The 23,866-nt window shown below is 38.9% G+C and carries 17 protein-coding genes; 5 read left to right on the top strand and 12 right to left on the bottom strand.

Translation table 11 applies throughout. The features are described from left to right. The first annotated feature begins 76 nt into the window (after positions 1 to 76). On the top strand, positions 77 to 1,060 hold the full coding sequence (locus EOK74_RS12535) for a 6-phosphofructokinase (protein WP_133470359.1): 984 nt from the start codon (positions 77 to 79) through the stop codon (positions 1,058 to 1,060). Here the strand turns inward: EOK74_RS12535 and EOK74_RS12530 are convergent, their stop codons facing one another. The 4 genes from EOK74_RS12530 to EOK74_RS12515 form a co-directional block, all read right to left on the bottom strand. Further along, entirely contained in the window at positions 1,061 to 1,879 is an 819-nt protein-coding gene (locus EOK74_RS12530; RefSeq protein WP_133470358.1) for a LytR/AlgR family response regulator transcription factor, read from the bottom strand. After that, positions 1,869 to 2,972, bottom strand: coding sequence for a sensor histidine kinase (locus tag EOK74_RS12525; protein ID WP_133470357.1), 1,104 nt, complete (start codon positions 2,970 to 2,972; stop codon positions 1,869 to 1,871). Before EOK74_RS12525 ends, EOK74_RS12530 begins: the two co-directional genes overlap by 11 nt. A gap of 252 nt (positions 2,973 to 3,224) precedes the next feature. After that, entirely contained in the window at positions 3,225 to 3,686 is a 462-nt protein-coding gene (locus tag EOK74_RS12520; protein WP_133470356.1) for an Mpo1 family 2-hydroxy fatty acid dioxygenase, read from the bottom strand. A 104-nt stretch (positions 3,687 to 3,790) separates the two neighbouring features. Beyond that, positions 3,791 to 4,477: a flagellar brake domain-containing protein gene (locus tag EOK74_RS12515; RefSeq protein ID WP_133470355.1), complete on the bottom strand. Its 687-nt coding sequence runs from the start codon at positions 4,475 to 4,477 to the stop codon at positions 3,791 to 3,793. Positions 4,478 to 4,584: 107 nt separating this feature from the next. Between EOK74_RS12515 and EOK74_RS12510 the strand changes: the two genes are divergently transcribed. Then, complete coding sequence (locus tag EOK74_RS12510) at positions 4,585 to 6,387, top strand: M61 family metallopeptidase (RefSeq protein ID WP_133470354.1); 1,803 nt, start codon at positions 4,585 to 4,587, stop codon at positions 6,385 to 6,387. A gap of 53 nt (positions 6,388 to 6,440) precedes the next feature. Here EOK74_RS12510 and EOK74_RS12505 read toward each other — a convergent pair whose 3' ends face one another. From EOK74_RS12505 to EOK74_RS12480, 6 genes are all read right to left on the bottom strand, one after another. Further along, a complete protein-coding gene (locus EOK74_RS12505) occupies positions 6,441 to 7,166 on the bottom strand; it encodes a DUF6445 family protein (RefSeq protein ID WP_133470353.1) in 726 nt (241 codons plus the stop codon). A gap of 17 nt (positions 7,167 to 7,183) precedes the next feature. Next, on the bottom strand, positions 7,184 to 8,683 hold the full coding sequence (locus tag EOK74_RS12500) for a tryptophan halogenase family protein (RefSeq protein WP_133470352.1): 1,500 nt from the start codon (positions 8,681 to 8,683) through the stop codon (positions 7,184 to 7,186). Between the two features lie 18 nt (positions 8,684 to 8,701). Then, a complete protein-coding gene (locus EOK74_RS12495) occupies positions 8,702 to 9,706 on the bottom strand; it encodes a cupin-like domain-containing protein (protein WP_133470351.1) in 1,005 nt (334 codons plus the stop codon). A gap of 50 nt (positions 9,707 to 9,756) precedes the next feature. After that, positions 9,757 to 10,485 carry a SapC family protein gene (locus EOK74_RS12490; RefSeq protein WP_133470350.1) on the bottom strand — a complete coding sequence of 243 codons (729 nt, stop codon included), beginning with the start codon at positions 10,483 to 10,485 and terminating at the stop codon, positions 9,757 to 9,759. A 37-nt stretch (positions 10,486 to 10,522) separates the two neighbouring features. After that, positions 10,523 to 12,082, bottom strand: a complete 1,560-nt coding sequence (locus EOK74_RS12485; protein ID WP_205964659.1) for a tryptophan halogenase family protein — start codon at positions 12,080 to 12,082, stop codon at positions 10,523 to 10,525. A 113-nt stretch (positions 12,083 to 12,195) separates the two neighbouring features. Next, positions 12,196 to 15,186 (bottom strand): TonB-dependent receptor, encoded by a 2,991-nt coding sequence (locus EOK74_RS12480; protein ID WP_133470348.1) that lies wholly within the window; start codon positions 15,184 to 15,186, stop codon positions 12,196 to 12,198. A gap of 701 nt (positions 15,187 to 15,887) precedes the next feature. On the opposite strand from EOK74_RS12480, the gene EOK74_RS12475 reads away from it, so the two are divergent. The 3 genes from EOK74_RS12475 (at position 15,888) to EOK74_RS12465 (ending at position 21,088) form a co-directional block, all read left to right on the top strand. Further along, a complete protein-coding gene (locus EOK74_RS12475) occupies positions 15,888 to 17,441 on the top strand; it encodes an MFS transporter (protein ID WP_133470347.1) in 1,554 nt (517 codons plus the stop codon). Between the two features lie 71 nt (positions 17,442 to 17,512). Continuing rightward, positions 17,513 to 19,978 (top strand): glycoside hydrolase family 94 protein, encoded by a 2,466-nt coding sequence (locus tag EOK74_RS12470; protein ID WP_133470346.1) that lies wholly within the window; start codon positions 17,513 to 17,515, stop codon positions 19,976 to 19,978. Between the two features lie 15 nt (positions 19,979 to 19,993). After that, complete coding sequence (locus EOK74_RS12465; protein ID WP_133470345.1) at positions 19,994 to 21,088, top strand: glycoside hydrolase family 5 protein; 1,095 nt, start codon at positions 19,994 to 19,996, stop codon at positions 21,086 to 21,088. Positions 21,089 to 21,177: 89 nt separating this feature from the next. Here EOK74_RS12465 and EOK74_RS12460 read toward each other — a convergent pair whose 3' ends face one another. After that, positions 21,178 to 22,194, bottom strand: a complete 1,017-nt coding sequence (locus EOK74_RS12460; RefSeq protein WP_133470344.1) for a LacI family DNA-binding transcriptional regulator — start codon at positions 22,192 to 22,194, stop codon at positions 21,178 to 21,180. 135 nt (positions 22,195 to 22,329) lie between these two features. Further along, positions 22,330 to 23,799, bottom strand: coding sequence for a DNA recombination protein RmuC (gene rmuC / locus EOK74_RS12455; protein WP_133470343.1), 1,470 nt, complete (start codon positions 23,797 to 23,799; stop codon positions 22,330 to 22,332). Positions 23,800 to 23,866: the final 67 nt, after the last annotated feature.

Here is a 23,866-nt window from a genome sequence, read left to right as displayed (position 1 = left end):
CATGAAATCACTCTTGTGGATGAGCAAATAGCCCTCTACTCTACATACAAAATATTATTTTTAAAGGTGCATTTATATGAAAAAGATTGCAGTTTTAACGTCTGGTGGTGATGCTCCAGGTATGAATGCATGTATACGCTCAATCCTATTAACGGCTGAGCATTACAACTTACAAGTATTAGGATATAAGCATGGTTACAACGGCTTAGTTGAACAAGACTACAGACTACTTAATGCGGAACATGTTGTGAATATTATACAAAGAGGCGGAACCATATTAAAAAGTGGTCGCTGCTTAGATTTTCACACTGAAGCAACCGTTAGAATTGCAGCTAGCAATCTTGATGAACTACAAATAGATGCCTTGTTAGTCATAGGAGGTAATGGATCTTTCAAAGGTGCTCACCATTTATCAAAGTTTTGGAAAGGCCAAGTGATTGGCTTACCCGGTACCATAGATAATGATATTGGAGGTACAGACGCCACTATAGGGTATTACACAGCCATAGAAACTGCATTGGAGTCTATAGACAAAGTACGTGATACCGCAGATGCTTTTGAAAGAATATTTCTAATAGAAGTGATGGGCAAACATGCTGGGTTTATTGCATTAAACGCAGCGATAGCCTCAGCCGCAGATAGGGTTTTACTGCCTGAGCTGTGTGAAAACATCCAAGATGAAATCGACAAAACCATTGAGCACTTAAAACACGTTTATAGTAAACGGGGAGTCTCAAGCTATATAATTGTTGCATCTGAAAACTTAATCGCAGGCGGTGCGGTAACGTTAGCAAAAATGATTGCAGATCAAACCCAAATAGAATGTCGCCCTGTGATTTTAGGACATGTACAAAGAGGTGGATCCCCTGTAAGCCAAGATAGAGTGTTAGCCACTAAGCTTGGTGCTTATGGGGTTGAACAAGCAATCAATGGAGAAAATGATATCATGATTGGGGAGCAAAACAGCCAAGCTGTTAAACATAAACTAGCGGTTAGCTGGCAAGACAAGAAACCAGTTGACGAGTATTTACTTAAAATTCAACAACAGCTTTTTAAGTAACTAAAGCTTAATCATCTCTTTAACCGTATCTCGATGACTGCGACTTACTTTTAACTCATCTCCTGTACTCAGGATAAGGTGATATTCGCCACTAATATGGCTCACTAACTTCTCTACATAGCGGATATTTACAATGGCCGAACGATGTACCCTAACAAACTTTTTAGGATCTAACTCGTTTTGCAACTCTTTCATAGTACGGCGCATAATATGGGTTTTTTCCCCAGTATGAACACACATATAATCACCTGCGGCGTCTATCCATTGAATATCAGATATTGCCACACGTGTTATTTCTGATCCGTCTTTAATGGCCAAAACATCAGGGTATGAGGTAGTCACGATACTTTCCCCATTTGCCAACCTTTTTAAGATTACTTCACAATCATCCCCTGTAAAATCAGCAACTAATTTTACCAATTTTTGGCTATTTCCACCTTGACGCTGCTGTTCGAGAGATACCAAGACTTTATCAATTGTTTCTTTAAGGCGCCTTTCATCTACTGGCTTTAAGACATAGTCTAATGCATGTACCTCGAATGCTTTAATCGCATAAGAATCAAAGGCAGTAACAAACACTATTAACGGAAGGGGTTGCTGTAATTCTTGTAATTTATGGATAACTTGAAAACCGTTTAAACCGGGCATTTGAATATCTAAAAAGACTAAATCCGGTTGCATCTCTGGGATCGCAATAACGGCCTCGAGCCCATTTTTACATTCACCAATTACATTTATATTTTCAAAATCAGTAAGCCGCATTGATAACCCCTTTCGAGCTAATGGCTCATCGTCGATTATCATAGTGTTAATTTTCATCTAGCGAGCCATCCGATTTTTCACTCAATTCATAGGGAATTCTTATATTAACCTTAACACCTGAAGGGTAGTTATGTGAAATAGCAAACGCATAATTATCCAAGTAGAGTGCTTGAAGCCGCTCTTGAATATTTTGTAAGCCCACTCCCCCGCCTTCACTAGGTGGCAAATTTCCATCAGTAATTTCAGCACCAGGACCATTGTCACTCACGTTTAGCATGAGATCTCGCCCAAAACTCTTAGCAGAAATACAAATTTGTCCCCCTTCTGAGACTTTTGAGATAGCGTATTTAATCGAGTTTTCAATTAATGGTTGCAAAATTAAACTAGGGACCAACGCATCTTTGGTTTTATCATCAATATCCCAGACTACACTTAGCCTATCTTCAAACCGCACTTTTTCTATTTCTAAGTATAACTCTAATACTTTTACCTCTTGGATAAGTGGTACTTTACGTATCGGATCTTTATCTAGCGAATATCTTAGAAAGTCGCTCAACCGGCTTACCATTGCATCTGCTGTTTTATTCTCTTTCATCAAGATAAGAGTAGAAATGGCATTCAAGGTATTAAACAAAAAATGCGGGTTGAGTTGATATCTTAGCATTCTAATTTGAGCTTGATGTGCCATAGTAGAAGCTCTTAGAACATTTTGCTTTTCTTTCAAAAGCATCTGATAGTTCTTAATACCAAAATAGCCCCCAGTCCAACAAGTCACCATAATTAACGAATTGATGGTATTGGTGAAATACATGTACCACTCTTCAGGTCGATAACCTTTTTTGTATATCTCCCAGTAATTAAGATTTTTTACTAATGCCCAAACCAGCGCTGTTAGGTACAAGCATATTCCCACCATTGCAATCATTTTCAGAGGACTGAGGGTTAAAGCCTTGCGGTAAATATATCTCAGAGGGATGGTTAACAACCAACCCGCATAGGCATTTAGCATAATAATTAACAGCCAAATACTGCGCATATCATGAAGAAATGAACCAATATAATAGATGATTGCAAAACCTACCCAACCCGCAGTGTGCAATGTCCAAAAAAGTCGTTCACGACTATCTACTAGCTTTTCCCAGTTAGGCACAATTTTTTCCGAGTAGTGAAATCACATGCAGTATACAAAAAGAAAGACCAAGTGTTTAAAACTTGGTCTTAGTATCAGGGGGTTTTATCGCAAGGTAAGTTGATCTAAGTTCTGAATAAGAGATATCAAAATAATCAAATTTCTACCTCAACTTCAATTTCAAATCAATATTTGCTGTTATCTGAACGTTAAAATTCAACTAAGAGCAAATATTTTGAAACGAAGTCGTTTATTTTCCCCTACTGAGGTCATTTAATAATTGATATTCAAACGTTTTAACCAGTGTACCCACCACCAAGCAGGGCCTACCAATAAAAATTGTAAATCCTTCATAAAACTAGGCTTCTTACCCTCTATATGATGCCCTATAAATTGTAAAATCCACATTAAAATAAAAAGCGCCACACTGAACTGCCACACTACTAAACCAAATCCCTCTAATATTTGAATACCCCAAATTGACAAGATTGAAAGTAAGGTCATGGCTGCACCGATTGGGCCAGATAATTTAAAGTAATAATACAAAGTTGGAACTAGCACAACATGTGCCCAGGTCACATTAAAATAATCTAAAAACGCTGGAGTAGGAGCCGACCAAAGTAATGCTATAGTGACAAAATATATTGCTGGTACGGCAATGGTATGAATACCAATATTGGTTTTATTAGTATGGCTTTCACCATATTCATTTAACAAAGCTTCTATCTGGCGCATTTCATTCTCAACTATTGCAAATTAACAATAACTTAACAAGTTAATCTTTAACCATCAATTAAAATTACGCTGCAGGCTATGTTGTTTTTACATCTAGATTTTTACTAACCTGTGGTTAACATCAAATTTTTTAGTAATTGATCAACAATAGCTTCATCTGTCTCAAACTTAACACCACAATAAAAGTTAACTTCATCATATTTAAAATTCATAATTATACCCACTAGCAGAACTTTATTATCAGCGTCATTAGTAAACTCAAGGTTGATAACTTCTTTTAACCTCAATTTATTTGACAGGTGCTTCTTATCAACTTGAATACGACAACCATGAACTGAGATATCAATCACCATGGCCTCACAGATATCCTCACCTATCTTCGAATCTGTCAATTTAGTTGCAATACGAGTTTGAGCTCGACCTTCGGAACGTAAATCATGACTTTGAATAGCTAAAGGAAAACTAGTAAAAATTAAGTGGCTAGGCTTAGTTAAAACTAAGACAACATTCACCTTAAATGCAATAATTACCCCAGTTTCATCCTCGAGTATATAACGCATTACTAGCGACTTATCTTTAAATATCGCATCTCCTAAGCCCCCCCACTTAGACTCATCGGGATATTTGATGATTAATGAACGAGTACCATCTATACCTACAAATTCAGTTCTAACTCGTTTTGTGGTGCTTGCTGTTGTAACTTGTAAATCAATTTGTTGACCGGGGCGCATTGAACGGATCTTTTTTAGGTCTTCATTAGTTATTCCAACTTTTTCCGTTAATATAGCCATTTAACGCTAACTCCTTAAAACCTTTTGTTATCATCTAATCACAAGCATACACCTGCCAGATGTAATAAATAAAGTATATAAAAGCAATAACTTACTAGAGAAACATCATGCAAACGACAGAACCACTAATCCATTACCAGGTAAAATTAACTTCAACTACTGGGCATTTACTCAATGTAAGCTTAACTATTGAGCAACCTCACTTACAAGGCCAAGTTTTATCACTCCCCGCATGGATACCCGGTAGTTACATGGTGCGTGATTTTGCCAAAAACATAATATGGATTAATGCCAAAGATAAAAAGCTACATGAGTTAAAAGTCAAAAAACTTGATAAACAAAGCTGGCAAGTAGCGCCTTGTGAAGGGCCATTACATATTGAATATCAAATTTACGCGTTTGATTTATCTGTTCGAGGAGCATACATCAATGACGAAATGGTATTTTTTAACGGTACAAACGTATTTTTAGCTGTTGAAGGGCAAACGCAAACAGCAGCCAAAGTAATGTTAGAAAAACCTACAGACAGCCAGTTATCTCATTGGACAGTCGCCACAACCTTAAATACAGCCACAAGCAATATCCACAGTTTTGGTGAGTATTGGGCCAATAACTATGACGAGCTTATTGACCATCCAGTTTTGTTTGGTGAGTTTGATACGATCCCCTTTACTGCCCAAGATGTTGAATTTGAGCTGGTGCTTGCTGGTGGACATCAGGCCGATACCCAAAGGATAGCCTCTGATCTAGCAGAAATTTGCAACTATCACTTAAGCTTTTTTAATGGTCCCTCTCCTATTCGTCGATATTTATTTATTACCCTATTAACAGATAATGCCTTCGGTGGATTGGAGCATATTAGCTCTACTGCGCTCATGTACGGTCGAAAAGACCTGCCTAACTTGATGGACTCTGACAAGATGACCGATGGTTATCAGGTGTTTTTAAGTTTGTGTAGCCATGAATTTTTTCATACCTGGCACGTAAAGCGTACAAAACCAGAAGAGCTATTTAACGTTAAGCTAAACTCTGAAAAATATACCGAACAACTATGGATCTATGAAGGTTTTACCAGTTACTACGATGACTTGAGTTTGTTAAAAACTGGACATATTAGCCAGCAGGCATATCTAAAAGTTGTAGCTCAAAATCTAACACGATTATTACGCAATAAAGGGCGATTCAAACAAAGTATTACAGACTCAAGTTTTGATGCTTGGACTAAGTTTTATAAACAAGATGAAGGCTCAATTAATCATATTGTAAGCTATTACAATAAAGGCGCTGTCTTGGCCTTATGCTTAGATTTAATGATCAGAAAAGAAAGCAAAAATCAGTATAGCTTAGATGACGTAATGCAAAGATTATGGACTCAATATGGGCAGCTTAACATTCCAACCAAGATAAATTGCGTCCAACAAATAATTGAAAACGACTTGGACTTGGATCTATCTAAGTTTTTAGATATGGCCCTTTATTCAACAAAAGAGCTGCCAACATTCGAGTTATTAGCTGAATTCGGAATTGAAGTCTCACTTTTTGCCCGAAATGGACTTCAAGACAAAGGAGGCGATTTAGGCAGTTCTCCATTTTTAATCGAATTTGGAGCCATGGTAAAGCCTCGTGACATAGGTATTGAACTCACCCAGGTCACTGAGCAAACCTCAGCCTACGATGCTGGGCTTCAGGTAGGTGATATTCTCATTGCCATAGATAATTGGCAAGTATCGACTGATAACCTGAAAACACAGTTAAATCATCTAACTGCTGGCCAAAAAGCGGTATTATGTATTTTGCGAGACAAAAAACTCAAACAACTAGCATTTATAGCTAAACCTGCAGCAAAGGATACAGTAGCGTTAAGTATTAAAGATGAGTCTTTGGTAACCGCTTGGCTAGGTAACTCTTAAGCTAGCCAAGTCGGTCAACAGAAACTTAGGTTGCTAGCGATACATACAAAGGCTTAGCAAAACTCCAAGAAAATATTAGCGGTTAATCGTCCAGTTTTCGGGTTCGGATCAATATCGGTATCTTTATTAATTAAAATTGAGTGCAGTAGGTACCCCGGATAGAGAACCAATCTATTCGTCTTGTATTCGACTTTATCGTAACACTCAAAATGATCGTTTGATTTTACAAAATATTCTTGGGGGGGTTCGCCATTTTCTTTCACAAACTGTTTAGCTGATTGATAATAAGTTTGCTCTCTATCTGGGGTGATTTTTTCAAAACCAGTAGGCTTATGACGGAAGAAAGCAGTGGCACCGAATGGACCATCGTTTAAATAATGCAGTGCCGCAAAATAATAAGGCCGAAAAGTGTCAAAATGGGGCATGCGTTGCAGCAAACTTAAGTCTTGAGGCTGGGTCGATATTAATGAATACACATACAGCATTGGCTTCATTCTATGAGTTGGAGGGACTGTATAGGTTTGTCTAATTAGACTTTGTAATGGCGTTAACACATCAACCACATACTCTTTGGGAAGCTTTACCCGAACTCCGGGGTACATAGATTGCCCCCGTTTAACCTGTGCGAACTCTTCTGATTCAATCGCTTTAGACTTAATATTATCTAAATCTAAGGCGAAATCATCAATCACTATAATAGGGGTTTGCTCTAGCCCTATATTTCGAATTACAGGCCTAGAGTTTGGGTTAACATGAATAATAGACTGAGGTTTAGACAATGGCTTTTACCACGAATTTAAACAACATTTGATTTGCAATGATGATTAATAAAATCATTATGCATGGGTAGTGCATTCACTCGAGCTCTCACTGATTTTCTAATGCTTTCTAAAAAGTTTTCCAGCTCATTATCATCCATCATATCTACAATAGAGTGATACTGTTCTGGTTGTAAGCCCTGCCCCAACATTACCTGTAACCAAGAGCTTTCACCAAATAACTCATCAAGCTCTTTAAAGACCTTTCCGGTTTGTTTAAACAGATCAATACGATGCTGCAAGGAGTCTGGAATAGGCATAGTACGACAATAATTCCAGAATGCTGAGTCACGCCTCTCCGTTACATGGTAATGCAGGATTATAAAATCACGGATCCCTTCAGTTTCAAACTCAGTGAGTTTATTGAAGTGATCAATATCTGGCTGACGGATCCCTTCTTTTGGGAAATTCTGAAGTAACCTGATAATCCCCCTTTGTATTAAGTGAATACTGGTGGATTCTAAAGGCTCAATAAAACCGCTGGATAAACCGATTGCGACACAGTTTTTATTCCAGTGCTTACGGCGAGTTCCGGTTCTAAACTTAATGACTCTAGGGTCAGTCAGTAATTTACCTTCAACATTATCAAGTAGTAGTTGCTTACCTTCATCATCAGACATATAACGGCTACAAAATACATGGCCGTTCCCGGTACGACTTTGTAAAGGAATACGCCATTGCCAACCAGCGGTTCTGGCGATAGAACGGGTATAAGGAATAGCAGCCTGTACATTTTCGGTTTGCACTGCCACTGCTCGGTCGCAAGGTAACCAGTGAGACCAATCTTCAAAGCCAGTATGTAATGCCTCTTCAATTAGCAACCCATTAAAGCCACTGCAATCAATGAATAAGTCACCTTCAACAACAGAGTTATCAGCCATATCCAAAGATGTAATAAAGCCACTTTCAGGATCAACATTCACTTTTTCAATTTTACCTTCACGGCGCTTCACGCCGTTATCCTCAGCTATTTTTCTTAAAAACTTAGCATATAGGCTAGCATCAAAATGATAAGCATGGTTAAACTCTTGGTTGGCTAAGATGGCAAATTTATTTTCGCGAGCGGCTAAATGCTCAGCACAATAATCCCCAATATCATGGCTACTAAAACCTTTTTCTAGGCCCTTTAACCAAAAATGTTGAAAGCCACCTGCCCAGCAGTCTTTCCCCAAAAAACCAAAGGAATGCATGTAGTTTTGGTCAACTTGGCGCCAGTTCTCAAATGAAATACCTAGTTTGAATGTTGCATTAGTTGCAGCCATCAATTCGGCGGGCTTGATACCTAACAATCGATGAAATATGTGTAAAGTGGGTATGGTTGCTTCACCCACACCAACCGTGCCAATTTCGTCAGATTCTATTAAAGTAATATCAATGGTTTTGCCTATCAATTTCCCCATTGCTGCGGCGGTCATCCAACCAGCGGTTCCTCCACCTGCAATGACGACACGTTTTACTTTTGATAGTTGCTTATTCATTTTTAAATCCTGACTCTGCTAGCTTTTAAGCTTATTAATTACATTTCTTTTTATATTCATTACTGCACTTTCAGTAATTGGCGTGTGTAACATTCCTTGTGCGTCTTCAGGAATATGTACATGATTATGCTTGTCATGTTCAAAAACATAATAATTAAATTGATTTTTCCACGCTTCACGTTGTTCTTTAGGCAAATCTCTAACGCTCATTATTGCGAGCTGTAATGCATCCATAGGTCGCCCACCTATTAAAGGTTCAGGGCGCCACCAATGGGTCATTAACACATTTAAAGATTGAAATGCTTCAACATGATGCCACCACATTCCTGGTAAAAATAAGGCATCACCAGGGTCTAAATCAGCAACAATTGACGCCTTAAGTGCTGTTTTAAATTTTGGATACTTTTCAAAATCTGGGTCGGCAAAGTCAACCATACTGATCTCTTGGCCACCAGGAGACAGCTCTAATGGTCCTACATATAAGTTTTCTAATTGCTCGGGAGGGAATAATGTAAAACGCCTCTGACCAAATAAACAACATGCAAGGTTAGCCGGAAAATCATAATGGGCAGCAATTCGAGACTGGTTACCTATCCAAATATTGGTTACTGCGTTTTCTGCAGTTAAATCAACAAAGTGTTGTTCCCTAAAACCTGGTAATAATTTCTCAACATTAGTAGAACCGATATAAACTGCAGGTGGGTTTTGATCTTTACTGTGCTGTAATATTCGCTCGAATACTTTATTCAACTGCACATTACCGGCTTTAAAATTAAAGCCAGTCACTTCTTCATTATAGAAAATTCGCCCTTTGCATTTAGGGTCTCCCAACCCTGCAGACACATGCATTCCACGGTAAAATTCCATTAGGTAATCCATGGCTGATTTATCATGTTCGTCAGCAAGTTGTGGCAATGGCCAATCTTTACCGAAACCTTTCAACAAAATAGGGGTATCAGAATTTAATAACTCTTTAGATAAAGTATCCGGAGTAACCCCTTCAATAACTTCAATACTAGTCATCTATGAAAATTCCAACATTGGCTTCGGTACGATCCGCTCATAAATAAAACTTACAAGCCATTACGCTTATTTTTTAAATCAATCAAATTACGTAAGTTAGATTGAGAAGCCAGCATCATATAGGCAGACTCTAAAAATCCTGCTTGATGTAATTCAGCAAGGGCATCTTTGTCTAGGGTACGTAAGTTATCTTCCTGAATGGTATAGAAGCCAATCATGTTATGTTGTGAGCCATCATTGAGTTCGATATCTAAGGTAAAAGATTCAATTAAGTCGTACTTTAACAAGCTCTGTACGAAGGCTTGATTGGTTTCCATACCGTGATGGATAGTTTCTAGCATATCAGCCATTTCAGTTAAAAACGGACTACTGGCACCAAATTCAACAAACAATTCTTGCCCATTACTATCACTGATTCTCGGGCTGTCCAAGTCAATATGAATCACTCTATGTTCGGTGGTTTTACCCTCTTCTAATTTATCTTGCTTACCGATAAAAAAAGGTTGGCGCTTAATCATTAGCGGCACATAACCGGCATTCCATTTATCGCCTTCAAGGAATAGATTTTCACTTTCTTGAAAACCCGTCATAGCAACCGGATAAAAACCACCGGTATTTGGATCCTTTTGGAAAAATATAGGATAGTGAGCTTGGATGCTCCTGAACTCCAAAGGAAAAGTGGCGGTATACCAGACGTTATCGCCATACTGCTCACCAAAAGAAGTAACAACACGTACGTCTTTATGATCGATACTGTTTAAAAGTACTGTATTAGTCATAGGGCTCTTTTATCTCCAACTGACTGACTAGTTATATTTATATACGGGATAAACCATATTGATTAATTTTATTAAGCAACTCTCTATTACTAGGTAATGCTTGATTAAGCCTAGATAGATGCTGTTGATTTTCTTTAAATAAACGCTGACTTTCTTGAACATTATGTGGCTTAATGTCACTTTCACTAAGCTGAGTTTCATACCCCATACCGTACAAGACATACTGAAAACTAGCAAAAGGAAACAACTCTTCTGCTTGTTGGTTATCGTATTTACTAGGAGTTTGATACTTCCATAGCTCCAGTAACTCTTTCAAAGAATCAGGAGTAGAATCCGCACTGCTCATAGCTTTCCAATACTCAGAGTCATCTCTTTTGCTTAACACGTAATGGAGTTTTAAAAAATCCACAATGCGCTGCCAACGATAGTTAAAGGTATCATTAAACCTATTAGAGACTATAGCCATGTGCTCTCTATTCTGCGGTAACTGTTCGGAAACCAAGCGAGCAGATAGTTCAATTAATACCAAAGCTGAGGCTTCAAGTGGCTCAATAAATCCAGCGGAAATACCAATAGCCACTGCATTTTTATGCCAAAATTCTTTTCTGTGTCCAGGGGTAAATGAAATTTTTCTAGGCGTTACCTTATCTAAAACATTGGCAGGGACACCTGTATTTTGGAGATATTCGAAAAGGGTTTGCTGTGCTTCGGTGTCATCACAGTGGGTACTCGAATACACATAACCAGCTCCCCTCCTTGTAGGTAAACCGATATCCCATGTCCAGCCCGATTTTTGTGCTGTAGAAATGGTACATGAAGCAATTGGACTTGAATCACTTTCATAGGGAACTTGTATGGCCACTGCCGAATCGTTCATTAATATGCGCTTTTTAGACTCAAAAGGAACCTGATAATGCTGCCCTAGCAATAGTGAAGAGAAACCAGTGCAATCAATAAACAAGTCACCATAAATAGCTTGCTGAGACTCTAAATCTAAGGAATGAATGTAACCTTCATTATCATTATTGACCTTAATGACTTTCCCTTGAATATGCTCCACACCTAAATTTTCAGTACAATGTTGTTTTAAAAACTCAGCAAACTTACTTGCATCTAGGTGATAACCATAATTTAGATTAAAGGCGTATTCAGGGGTAGAGATTTGCTTAGGGGCTAGATATTTTTCAGACAATATCCCTTGGGTACACACTGCATCAGCAAAGCTAACCTTATCTTTAACAGCCAACCAATATGGGGCGATATTGAACTCAGGTAAACCAACAGGTGGTGTGAAAGGATGATAATAAGCATCATTTTCGCCAGTTTGCCAGTTAACAAACTTAGAGCCCTGCTTGAAGCTAACGTCACACTGTTTGATAAAGTCAGTTTCAGAAATGCCCATGTCTTTTAACGTAGCGCGCATTGAAGGCCAAGTACCTTCACCTACTCCCACGGTAGCAATATCTGCAGACTCAATCACACTCACTTGAACAGATGGTGACAACTTACAATTGTGCTTTGCAGCTAATATACCAGCAGTAATCCAACCCGCTGAACCACCACCAACTATCACAATTTTTGAAATCTGTTTATGCATCAGCTTTCTCACTTACAACATCCAGTTAATATACCAAATTATTAGGATACTAATGCCTTTTATAAACAAAAAAGGAGCCACTAACGTGACCCCTTTCTTAGTCAAATTAGACTCTAGAAACGATATCTAGCGCCTACGTTGTAACGGGCTCCAGTTTGAGTCAAGTTCAATACTTGCTCAGTGGCTCGTCCACTAATGCGAGTATATTCATCGGTGATGTTTAATGCTTCAACAAACACTGATAAACCTTCAACTGATGGAATTTCATAACTTGCGTTGAGATCCCATTGTGAATATTCTTCAGTATATTGTGGTGCATTCTGGCCTGTGTCTTGACCACGAGCGTTCAAGAACTCATCTCGCCAGTTATAGGCTATACGTACTGATAATCCATCCTTCTCATAAACACCAATTAGGTTAGCCGTATCACTTAGGCCCAAAATTGCAGCCTGATCTTCAAGAATATAGTTATCATACTCTAAGTCAGAGTTCACATAAGTGTAGTTTGCCATTACACCAAATCCAGACTCACCGAAAAAGTGCTGAACAGCCAACTCTAGTCCATCAACAGTTCTGCTCTCATTGGAGTTAGTTGGCGTACCAACTGTAAATATCAAAGTATTATCGGTAGCGGGATCGCCAGTAATAATTTGATTAATTACATCAACATATGGGTCATCTGCATAATTAGCAAATATATATTCTCTAATTTCTGCACCAGTAGCACCAGAATCTAATGCCGCTCTAGCAGCATCAGATTTTTCACCGTCAGCAGGGTTAGCTAAGTTAAATACGTCTGAATCTACATTAACACTTGAGATAAAGTTAACTACATCTTTAGTAAAATAACCAACAGACACATAACTTACATCGTCGTAATACCACTCAAAAGACAAATCAAAGTTAGTCGATTCTAGAGGTAATAAAGAAGGGTTACCGGCACTACCGCTACCGCCAGCCTGATTTGCTAAACTAGCCACTGATGTTCCACCTAATAAATTAGAGTAATCAGAACGACTAATGGTTTCACTATAAGCTGCACGAACAACAATGTCATCAGTCACTTCAAGAGAAACATTTAAACTAGGCAGTAAATAATCGTAATCACCTTTTTGATTTAAAAAAGCCTGACCATCGTTATTTAGCACAATTTCAGTATCAGCAACCCAAGCAGCACTATCGTAAGCAACAACCGCTGAGGTAGATACCACTTCAGTTTTCTCGTAACGTAAACCACCGTCAAGTCTAAGGTACATGTCACCAATGTCGGTTTCCCAGTTAACTTTCACGTATGCAGAAGTACTTTTCTCGTTAGTAGTTCGGTCCTCTTCTTGGTCAAATTGTGTAGATGGGCAGAAAGAGTTACCACAATCACCAATAATTGAGGAAGTATTATCATAAAGCTCTGCAGCTCTTGCTCTAATTGCTTCAAAGTCCCAGAAAAAGATGGTGTCTAATATAGAGAAATCGGTAAGGGTTGGATCATTTAACTGATTAGCAACACTGAAGTCACCACCACTAACATCGAACTTGTCATGAATAGTGTCCTTAACAAACCACTCTTCTTCAAAATCACCCTCTTCACCCACACCACCCCAATCATTACGTTGTACGTTAACATTTTGAACGCGGTTGCTAACTTCATTTACGGCCACACCAAAATCAATGCTAGTGCTGTCATTCAAATTATATTCGAAATCTAATTGGGTCTGTTCTATTTCTTGAGTATTCACACCATTACCAAACACACTTCCGGTAACACGCATATCAGACCATTCAATATCATTTCCACCACCTACAGATAAAATAGGTAAGTCACCTGTAAAGTCAGTGGCTGCACTGGTACGAACAAAACCAGCCATCGATAAGTTTGAGCTTGTTCCCCAAGGACCGTCAGCGCCCCAATCAGAATCAGAATTATGGTAATCTAAAGTAACTTTAAGGTCGTCTGTAGCTTCCCACTCAATGTTTAAACCTATTGAGTTAGTAGTAGATTTACCACTTGACTTACCCGCAGCCATTGACAAATCGGCGGGGTCACTAAAGGTTTCTGAATATAAAAGAGGTGAGGCGATAGGACCGTCGGTCCACACGTTTTCAGAAGGGCCAAAGTTGTACCAAGCAGATACATCTTGATGCTGAGTTGCTGTTGCATTTTCAAAGAACGTATAATCTAAAGTCGCGGTAAGCGTATCAACAGGGCGATATTGCAATACTAATTGTGCGTTTTTACGGGTTCTTTGTTGTTCTTCAAAACGATAAATAGTGGTTTGTGGAACAGAATATATATCATCAGCACCAGGACGGTTAATCTGAGAATCATCATTAGGCACGCCACCCCAGTCAGCTACACCGTCAGACCAATCGTTATCAATTTCACCATCAAAGCTTCTCCATCCAGTACCTACTTGGGCTTGTTGGTTACCGCTCTCACGCTTTTGGATGCTACCAGTTATCGACACACCAAATTTTCCATCGTCAAATTTGGTTGAGTAGATACCCGCAATTTCAGGGGTAACACTACCTTTATCAGTAGAGGTATCGTTAACTAATTTGCCTGACAACACTGCAACTGTACCCGCGTTATTCAAGGGCCTATTCGTTAAAATATTAACTGTGGCCCCGATACCACCTGTAGCTACTGCAGCATTACCTGTTTTTTGTACTTCAACGCCAGAAACACCTTCAGATGCAATATTAGCAAAATCAAATGAGCGACTACCAGTAGAACTAGGCATTTGACGACCATTGAATAACACTAAATTTTGTTGGGGGCCCCAACCACGAACTGTGATTTCACTACCTTCACCATTGCTTCTATCGATAGCAACACCCGTAATACGTTGCATAGACTCAGCTAGGTTAGTGTCAGGAAATTTACCCATATCTTCAGCAGATATTACATCTACTATACCGTCGCTACTGCGCTTTACATCCATGGAGCGAATTAAGCTACCACGAACACCCTTGACGTTAATAACTTCTACGTCATCTGCGCTCGCTTCTTGCGCCAAAGCAACAGGAGCAATCGAGCTCACGCCCAAAGCGATAGATAAACTAGCCGCTAAGCGTGTTTTAGTAAATGAAGTACCATGTTTCTGCATTGTCTTTCCTCTCATTGATTCGTTCTAACTTTCAATGATTTGTTAATGTGTGTGTTTGTTCCATTGTGTAACTACCAAGCGATTTCAATACTCACTTTAAGCAAGTTAATGTTCTAGCCTCTATGAAAACGCTTTCATTAAATTAAAGAACACTTGGCTGCAGGTCAATAAAAATTTACATTTATTTTACACCTTGCGTAATTGTCAATGATTTAACTCAACAAATTTTACATTTAAAAAATAAGATCATCAATAACAAGTGTTGATTGACCATCCACTCAAATACATAAAACGTCAAAAAATAAAAACTTTAATCTTTAAAAACAATAAGTTGCGACGATTAAATTAAAATAATAAATATAAAAAACCAAACAAAAATATTAACAATATCGCTACAAAAGTTGTAATTTATAGAAACTAGCTTCGACACGAACGTTACAATCAGTCAACATTAACTCGGCAAAACGGACCGTTAAATCGTTAAAATGAACTTATAAAAGTTACTTAAAAATAACATATTTTTACAATATGTACTTTTTTTTCACAAGAAGTTATTGAAAACGTTTTCATTAATATTTAGACTAATCACCGTAGATATTCGCCATTAACTTACTTTTATTAAACCTTGGTATATTCTGCTAAAAATTGAATTCTACCTATGCAATTGCATATACACATGATGAAGTTTCGGAGTTTTAAGAATGACAAAATTGCCACTGTATGAAAAAGTAGGTTATGCCATGGGCGACGCGGCAGCCAATTTAGTTTGGCGCGGGGCTCTAGCATACCTAGCGGTATTTTATACTGACACCTTCGGATTGGCAGCTTCTGCAGCAGCCATTCTATTTTTAGTCGTTAGGTTATCTGACGGTGTTACAGACATCATAATGGGTATGATTGCCGACCGTACAAATACTGCATGGGGTAAATTTAGACCTTGGATATTCTGGTCAACCCCATTTCTATGTTTATTTATGGTGCTTTGTTTTACCTCCCCAGATTTATCAGCAAACGGCAAACTCATTTATGCCTATGTAACCTACATAGGACTGACGCTCGCATATACAGTTAACAACGTTCCCTATTCAGCATTAATGGGAGTAATGACTGAAGATGATAACGAGCGCACCAGCTTAAGCGGCTTTCGTTTTGCCGGAGCATTTTTAGGTGGCTTATTCGTAATGGGCTTTTTACCAACCTTAGTCAGTAAATTTGGCGCCGGCGATGATGCTCTAGGCTATCAGTACACTATGTATTTCTTTGCTGGGTTGTTAATGGCTTTAATGGTTATCTCAGTTGCCACCACTAAAGAACGAGTCAAGCCGGTACTAAAAGAGCAAAAAAGCCTAGCTAGTGAATTAAAGGACCTTAGCAAGCAGTTGCCTTTTATCCTATTGCCACTTGGGTTTATGACGGCATTTTTCCACTTTCGCAATTGGATAACCGGTATTTTATTTGTCTTAGTCATCAGCTTAATGACTTGGTTTGTAAAGCGTTTACTCAAAAAAAATCAAGAGAGTAATGCAGCGGCTAAATCTGGTGTACAACAAGATATGCTTGACCTCATCACAAACAAACCATGGTTAATTTTATTAGGCATCGGCTTTTTAACCATGATGTTCAACGGTATTAAATATGGAGTCATCGCCTATTACTTTAAGTATTACGTGGGTGACGAAATTATGGCCGGGCAATATTTTATTGCGTTACTTGTTGTCTCTATTTTAGGCGCCTTGTGTACTAGCGTTATTGCCGAAAAAATTGGTCGTAAAACCCTCCTCATCATAGCATTGGCAATGAGTAGCTTATTAACCTGCGGATTTTTCTGGCTGCCAGGTACGAGCGTGGTTCAAATATTCGTACTGGGTTGCGGTGCTGAATTTTTCGCTGCCATGATGCCTACCCTTTTCTTTTCTATGTTAGGTGACTCAGCCGACTACAACGAATGGCGCAATGGTCGACGAGCAACTGGCTTAATATACTCAGCTGGGACCTTTGTACAAAAAACAGGTAGCGGATTTGCCGGAGCATTAATGCTAGTAGTATTGGCAAGCTACGGATACGACGGTATGGACCCAACAACTATAGATGGTTCATTGCCTGCTATGGCTTTGCTTATGAGTTTTATACCTGCAGGTTTCGGTTTCGCCGCTGCGGTATTAATGCTCTTTTATCCGATAACAGAGCAAAAACAACGTCAAATGACGGAAGAACTAATAGCGCGTCGAAAAACAGCGACACCTATCATCGAATAACTATGACTCAATACTAGTGACAATTGAGTACCTTAAATTTTAAACCATTAAATAAGAAGGGATTGAAAAACATGCAAAACCCAGCCACTGAAACAAACGAAAAATTCGGTTATTTCGATGATGAAAACTATGAATATGTAATTACAACACCATATACGCCTACCCCATGGATTAACTATCTTGGGAACGATGGATTCTATGGATTGATATCAAATACCGCCGGTGGCTATTGTTTTTATCGCGATCCTAAATTTCGTCGTTTAACTCGCTATCGCTACAATAATGTGCCTGTAGATAACGGCGGTCGTTATTTTTACTTAAAGTGTGACGAGCAATATTGGTCTGCGACTGGCCTTCCTGTTGATACTCAGTTAGATGAATACTCTTGTAGACACGGTATGGGATATAGCCGTTTCAATGCTAGTAAAATTGGTATTGCTTCAGAAATTACTAGCTTTATTCCTTTAGACACGAAAGCTGAAGTTCATAGTTTAAAATTAACAAATAACACCTCAGAAACGAAAACAGTCGATGTATTTTCATTCATCGAATGGTGTTTATGGAATGCTGAAGATGATGGCGCTAACTTCCAAAGAAACCTTTCAACAGGTGAAGTAGAAGTAGCAGGTAGTACTATTTTTCACAAAACAGAATACCGCGAGAGACGCAACCATTACTCTTTTTATTCAGTGAATCGTGAAGTAGCTGGATTTGAAACTGACCGTGAAACTTTTCTTGGTCCATATAGAGGTTTTGATCGTCCTGTGGCAGTTGAGTCTGGGGTAACTAAGAACTCCTTAGCTCGTGGCTGGTCTCCTATCGCATCTCACCATCTTAAAGTAGAGCTTGCACCAGGTGAAAGCCAATCATTAGTCTTTGTACTAGGTTATTGTGAAGTCGAGCCAGAAAATAAATGGTCGGGCCTTAATGTTATTAACAAAGCACCAGCAGAAGCACTTAGTGGCAGATTTGATACTGATGAAAAAGTGGCCGCTGAGCTTAAAAAGCTTAATGATTATTGGTTTAACTTATTAAGTAAATTTACAGTTGAATCACCAGATGACAAATTTAACCGAGCCGTTAATATCTGGAATCAGTATCAAAATATGGTGACTTTCAACTTATCTCGTAGTGCCTCATTCTACGAATCAGGCATCGGGCGAGGTATGGGGTTCAGAGACTCAAACCAAGATACCATAGGGTTTGCCCACATGGTGCCCGAGAAAGTTAAAGAACGTATTCTAGACTTATCTGCTACCCAAAAGACAGATGGTTCTGCTTATCACCAATATCAACCTTTAACTAAAAAAGGTAATGCCAATATAGGTGGTAATTTTAACGATGACCCTATGTGGATGGTGCTTTCTACAGCAAACTATATTAAAGAAACAGGTGATTTTAGTATTTTAGATGAAGTGGTACCGTTTGATAGCGATTTAGATAACACAGCCACGCACTTTGAACACCTCAATCGCGCGTTTAATCACGTAGTAAATAACTTAGGCCCACACGGTTTGCCTTTGATCGGTAGAGCTGATTGGAATGACTGTTTAAACCTAAACTGTTTCTCTGAAGATCCAAATGAGTCATACCAAACCACCCAACGTGGCGCATCAGATATTGCTGAATCAGTGATGATTGCTGGGCAGTTCGTGTTATACGGTCAAGAGTTTGTCGATTTATGTAAAAAAATAGGTAAAGACGAGCTTGCAGCCAACTGCTTACAACACGTTGAGTTAATGCGTGAAACCGTAAAACAGCATGCATGGGACGGGGCTTGGTTTATTCGTGCCTATAATGCAAAAGGTGAAAAAATAGGAAGCAATGAGAATACCGAAGGTAAGATTTTCATTGAATCTCAAGGGTTCTGCGCCATGGCAGGAATTGGCTTAGACGATGGTAAAGCATTACAAGCCATGAATTCTGTTGAAGAGCACCTATCAACCGATTTCGGCATCATGCTCAACCAACCCGCTTATACTAACTATGATAAATATATAGGTGAAATCACCTCTTATCCTCCTGGCTATAAAGAAAATGCGGGGATTTTCTGTCATAACAACCCATGGATAACCATTTCTGAAGCTATGCTTGGACGTGCTGAGAAGGCCTATGAATATTACAGTAAAATCACACCTGCATTTTTACAAGATGTTCAAGATCTTCATAAAACAGAACCCTATGTATACAGCCAAATGATAGCTGGTGCAGATGCAGAACATCCTGGTGAAGCTAAAAATTCTTGGTTAACCGGTACTGCAGCGTGGAACTATTATGCTGCGACCCAATACATCTTAGGTATTAAGCCAACATATGAAGGGTTAAGTATTGACCCATGTATTTTACCCGCTTGGGATAATGTTAAGATTAATCGAGAGTTCCGTGGCGCTCGTTACGAGATTACATTACGTAATCCTCAGGGAATAAGTAAGGGTGCTATATCTTTGACAGTTGATGGACAGGAAATAGTAGGTAATGTGATTGATCCAATCGCTTACTCTGGAAGCCATAAGATTGTCGCAACCTTAAGTAAATAACCCCTAAGGTCTATGATGAAAAAACTTATTACTACTTCAGCATTATTCATTTTATTTTTTAATGTAAGTGTTTTTGCAGCAAGTAATAGCTCTAGTAATACTAAAGATTGGTGGAACGTGCCCTACCCGGGCACGTTTGACGGCAGTCAATTAGTTAATGAACAAGCGTTTATTCGAGTAAAAGGAAACAAACTCGTTGATGAGAAAGGGCAAACCTTTGTTTTTCGTGGTGTAAATATCGCAGATCCAGATAAACTACGTACTCAAAAACAATGGTCTTTATCTTTATTCAAAGAGCTGAAAGATTGGGGAGCGAATGTTGTAAGGCTACCCATTCACCCTATTTCTTGGAAAAAAAATGGTAAAGAAGAGTACTTCAAAATCATTGATGAAGCTGTAATTTGGGCAAACTCTTTAGATATGTACCTCATTATAGATTGGCACTCTATCGGTTATTTACCAGATGAACTGTTTCAACACCCTATGTACGACACCACAAAGAAAGAAACCTTTACCTTCTGGAAAGATGTGTCTTTTCGTTACTCAGGTGTATCGACTATTGCGGTATATGAACTATTCAACGAACCTACGGATCAAGGCGGCAGAGCAGGAAAAGCAAACTGGCATGATTGGAAAGCCTTAAATGAGCAACTCATTGACGTTATTTACGCTCACGACAAGAATGTGATCCCACTAGTAGCAGGCTTTAACTGGGCATATGATTTACGTCCTGTTAAACAATCCCCCATTGCCCGTCAAGGAATAGCTTATGCTGTGCATCCCTACCCCCAAAAGGCTAAACCTAAGGTTAAATCAAAACAAAACTTTTTTGACCTCTGGGAATCAGTGTGGGGTTTTGCAGCGAAAGACTATCCAATTATTGCAACAGAATTGGGTTGGGTAAGTGCAGATGGTTTAGGTGCACATATTCCAGTAATCAATGATGGAAGCTATGGGCCTCAAATTATGGAGTTTATCGAAGCAAGAGACATTTCTTGGGTTGTATGGGCATTTGATCCACAGTGGTCACCGACCATGATAAAAGATTGGAATTACACACCTACTGAACAAGGTGCGTTTTTCAAGAAACAACTTCAACAGCAAAATTAACTGTTTAGCCCATGGGAAATGGGGGCTAGGGTAACTTGTAGGGGGTTACTCTAGTTTTTTCTTTAAACTTTAAAAGTAAATTGCGAAACCTAAGTTGGAGCCGGCCCAGTACTACCTCTAACTTTTAACTCAAAGGGTAGAAAACGTCTACCTGGCTCTACATACTCGCCTTTCAGTTGCTTAAGCAGTAATTCAATACACAAACCACCAATTTCCTCTAAGGGCTGATGTACCGTAGTAAGTGCCGGTGAAACCAATTGCGCATAATTAATATCATCAAACCCCATCACTGAGATATCTTCAGGTACTGAGAAGCCTTGTTTTTGCACAAATTTCATTACACCAATTGCCATATCATCACTAAAGCAAAAAATAGCGGTTGGTCTTTGACGCAGTAACAGCAACTGCCCGGCACATTTCATACCAGACTCCACATCGTACTCGCCCTGAATACAAAGCCCACTATCTAAAGGAATATTAGCGTCCTCAAGCGCAGACCTATAACCTTCAAGCCGCTCATTAGAGCTCGCAATATCATCAGGCCCTGTAACCGCTGCAATATATTTATGCCCTAGATCTATTAAATGCTTAACAGCTCTTTTAGCTGCCGCTACATTATCAACAGCAACTTGTACTACTTCATCAGAGTCTATTTTTTCGTTACCGTTAACCATAGGCGGTAATTGCTGAGCTAGGTTTAAAGTAGGATCCGTTTTAAAAGGAATGCTAGAACAAAACAGTAATACGCCATCAGCCTGACCGTGGGTGACTAAATCTGCATAGTGTTGTTCGCGCTCGTGTAAACCTTGCGTATCGCCAAGTAAAACAGAATAACCTGCAGTATGGGCTTTTTGCTCAATGGCACGGATGATCCCCGCATTCACAGGGTTAGTGATGTCTGGAATAATAGCCACAATATTACCGCTTTTACGTGTCCGTAAACTGGCCCCAATTCGGTTAGGCCTATACCCAGACTCATCGATCACTTTTTGCACTTTTTCTAAAGTTTTTTTAGAGACCATTTCTGGTGCACTAAACACCCTTGAAACAGTCGCTGGCGACACATTGGCCAAGGCTGCTATATCTTTTATACCCAGAGCTGCCACAGTTTTTCCTTCTGTATTCAACGTTATGTTAACATTAACATGTAAAACGTTTTCATTTAACTAATTACATACAAACATAACTATTAAACCTACATTTTTTTTAACTAAAAGATAGTTAAAACAGTATCTTGCTAATCAATCCTCAAGATCTGAGCGATCTAAAAGTTTACCATCTAAATTTTTGTTTGTTTGTACGCCTAGCTGTCGAAATTGCTCCACTTGCCGAACAATATTTCCCTTTCCTGTAGACAGTTTATTCATAGCACTATCGAAGTTCTTCTGGCTGGCATCAATAGCTTTACCCACTTTATCCATATCACTTACAAAACCATGAAACTTGTCATATAACTTAGCCGCATTATTCGCAATTTTTTGTGCATTCTGGTTTTGATATTCATATTGCCAAATGTTATTGATGGTTCGCAGAGCCACCAGCAAGTTTGTTGGGCTTACTAGCATAATATTGTGATCGAACGCTAACTTCAGTATGTCTGGGGCTTGGTCTGCGGCAAGTATAAATGCAGACTCAATTGGGATGAACATCAAAACATAGTCTAGACTACGAATGCCCGTTAGGTCTTGATAGTCCTTTTTACCTAACTCTTTAATATGACTTCTCATAGAGGTAATGTGGTCTCGTAAATGGGTCGCTCTGACAACGTCGTCTTCTTGCTCATTGAAGTAACGCTCATAGGCAGCCAATGACACTTTAGAGTCAACAACCACGTCCTTGTTACCAGGCAAATGCACCACTACATCTGGTTGATAGCTTTTACCAGCTTCATTTTTTAACGGAACCTGGGTGTCAAACTCGTGACCTTCCCTTAAACCTGACTCTTTAAGAACACGCTCCAATATCACTTCCCCCCAATTTCCTTGGGCTTTGTTGTCCCCTTTCAGGGCTTTAGTCAATGCTGCTGCGTCTTGGGTGATTTGTTGGTTGAGTTCTTTCAGGCCTAATATTTCAGTTTTCAGAGAAGCTCTTTCTTGACCTTCTTTTACATATTGATCAGAAACTTGTTTCTTAAAACCTTCAATCTGCTCTTTGAGTGGCAACAAAATAGTATCTAACCCTGCTTTACTGGACTCTGCAAAGGTATCTTGTTTCTGTTGAAAAATTTTATTCGCTGTATTTTCAAACTGAGTTTGTAGCCTCTTTTCAGCAGCTTCTAAGAGTTGCAATTTTTCAATACTGGCTAATTGCTCTTGTTCAAACCTTGCAGCTTGAGCTTCAAGTTTTGCTCGTAGCTCAGTGGCATACTCATTTGCCTGTTTATATTGTTGTTGCCACTGATTTTTTTCTACTTCTAGCTCTGGAATACGTTGAATTCTTTGGTTTAGCTGCCCCAATCGATTTTGTGTTTGTAGCTGCTGCTCTAATACGGACTTTTGCTCCGCACTCATTTCTTTAATCAAAATATCTTGCTTGGCAAGTTGGTCACGTAACTGTTTTTCTTGCTCTTGATATACAGTTGTCATTTGCGACGTTGCATTTTTTAGCGCTTTACGAGCTCTAATTGCAATTAATCCAGCCCCCAAAATTAAACCAAAAATAAACAGACCTGCAAATATAGATAACGTAACAAGATCGTTAAACTGACTCATAAAAATTAAAATACCTCACAACTTAAAAACAAAAACGGCGGTAAAAACCGCCGTTAAAGAGTACATT

This window comes from Paraglaciecola marina (assembly GCF_004360155.1).
GTDB lineage: Bacteria > Pseudomonadota > Gammaproteobacteria > Enterobacterales > Alteromonadaceae > Paraglaciecola > Paraglaciecola marina.
This window is presented reverse-complemented; position numbering and strand designations above follow the sequence as displayed.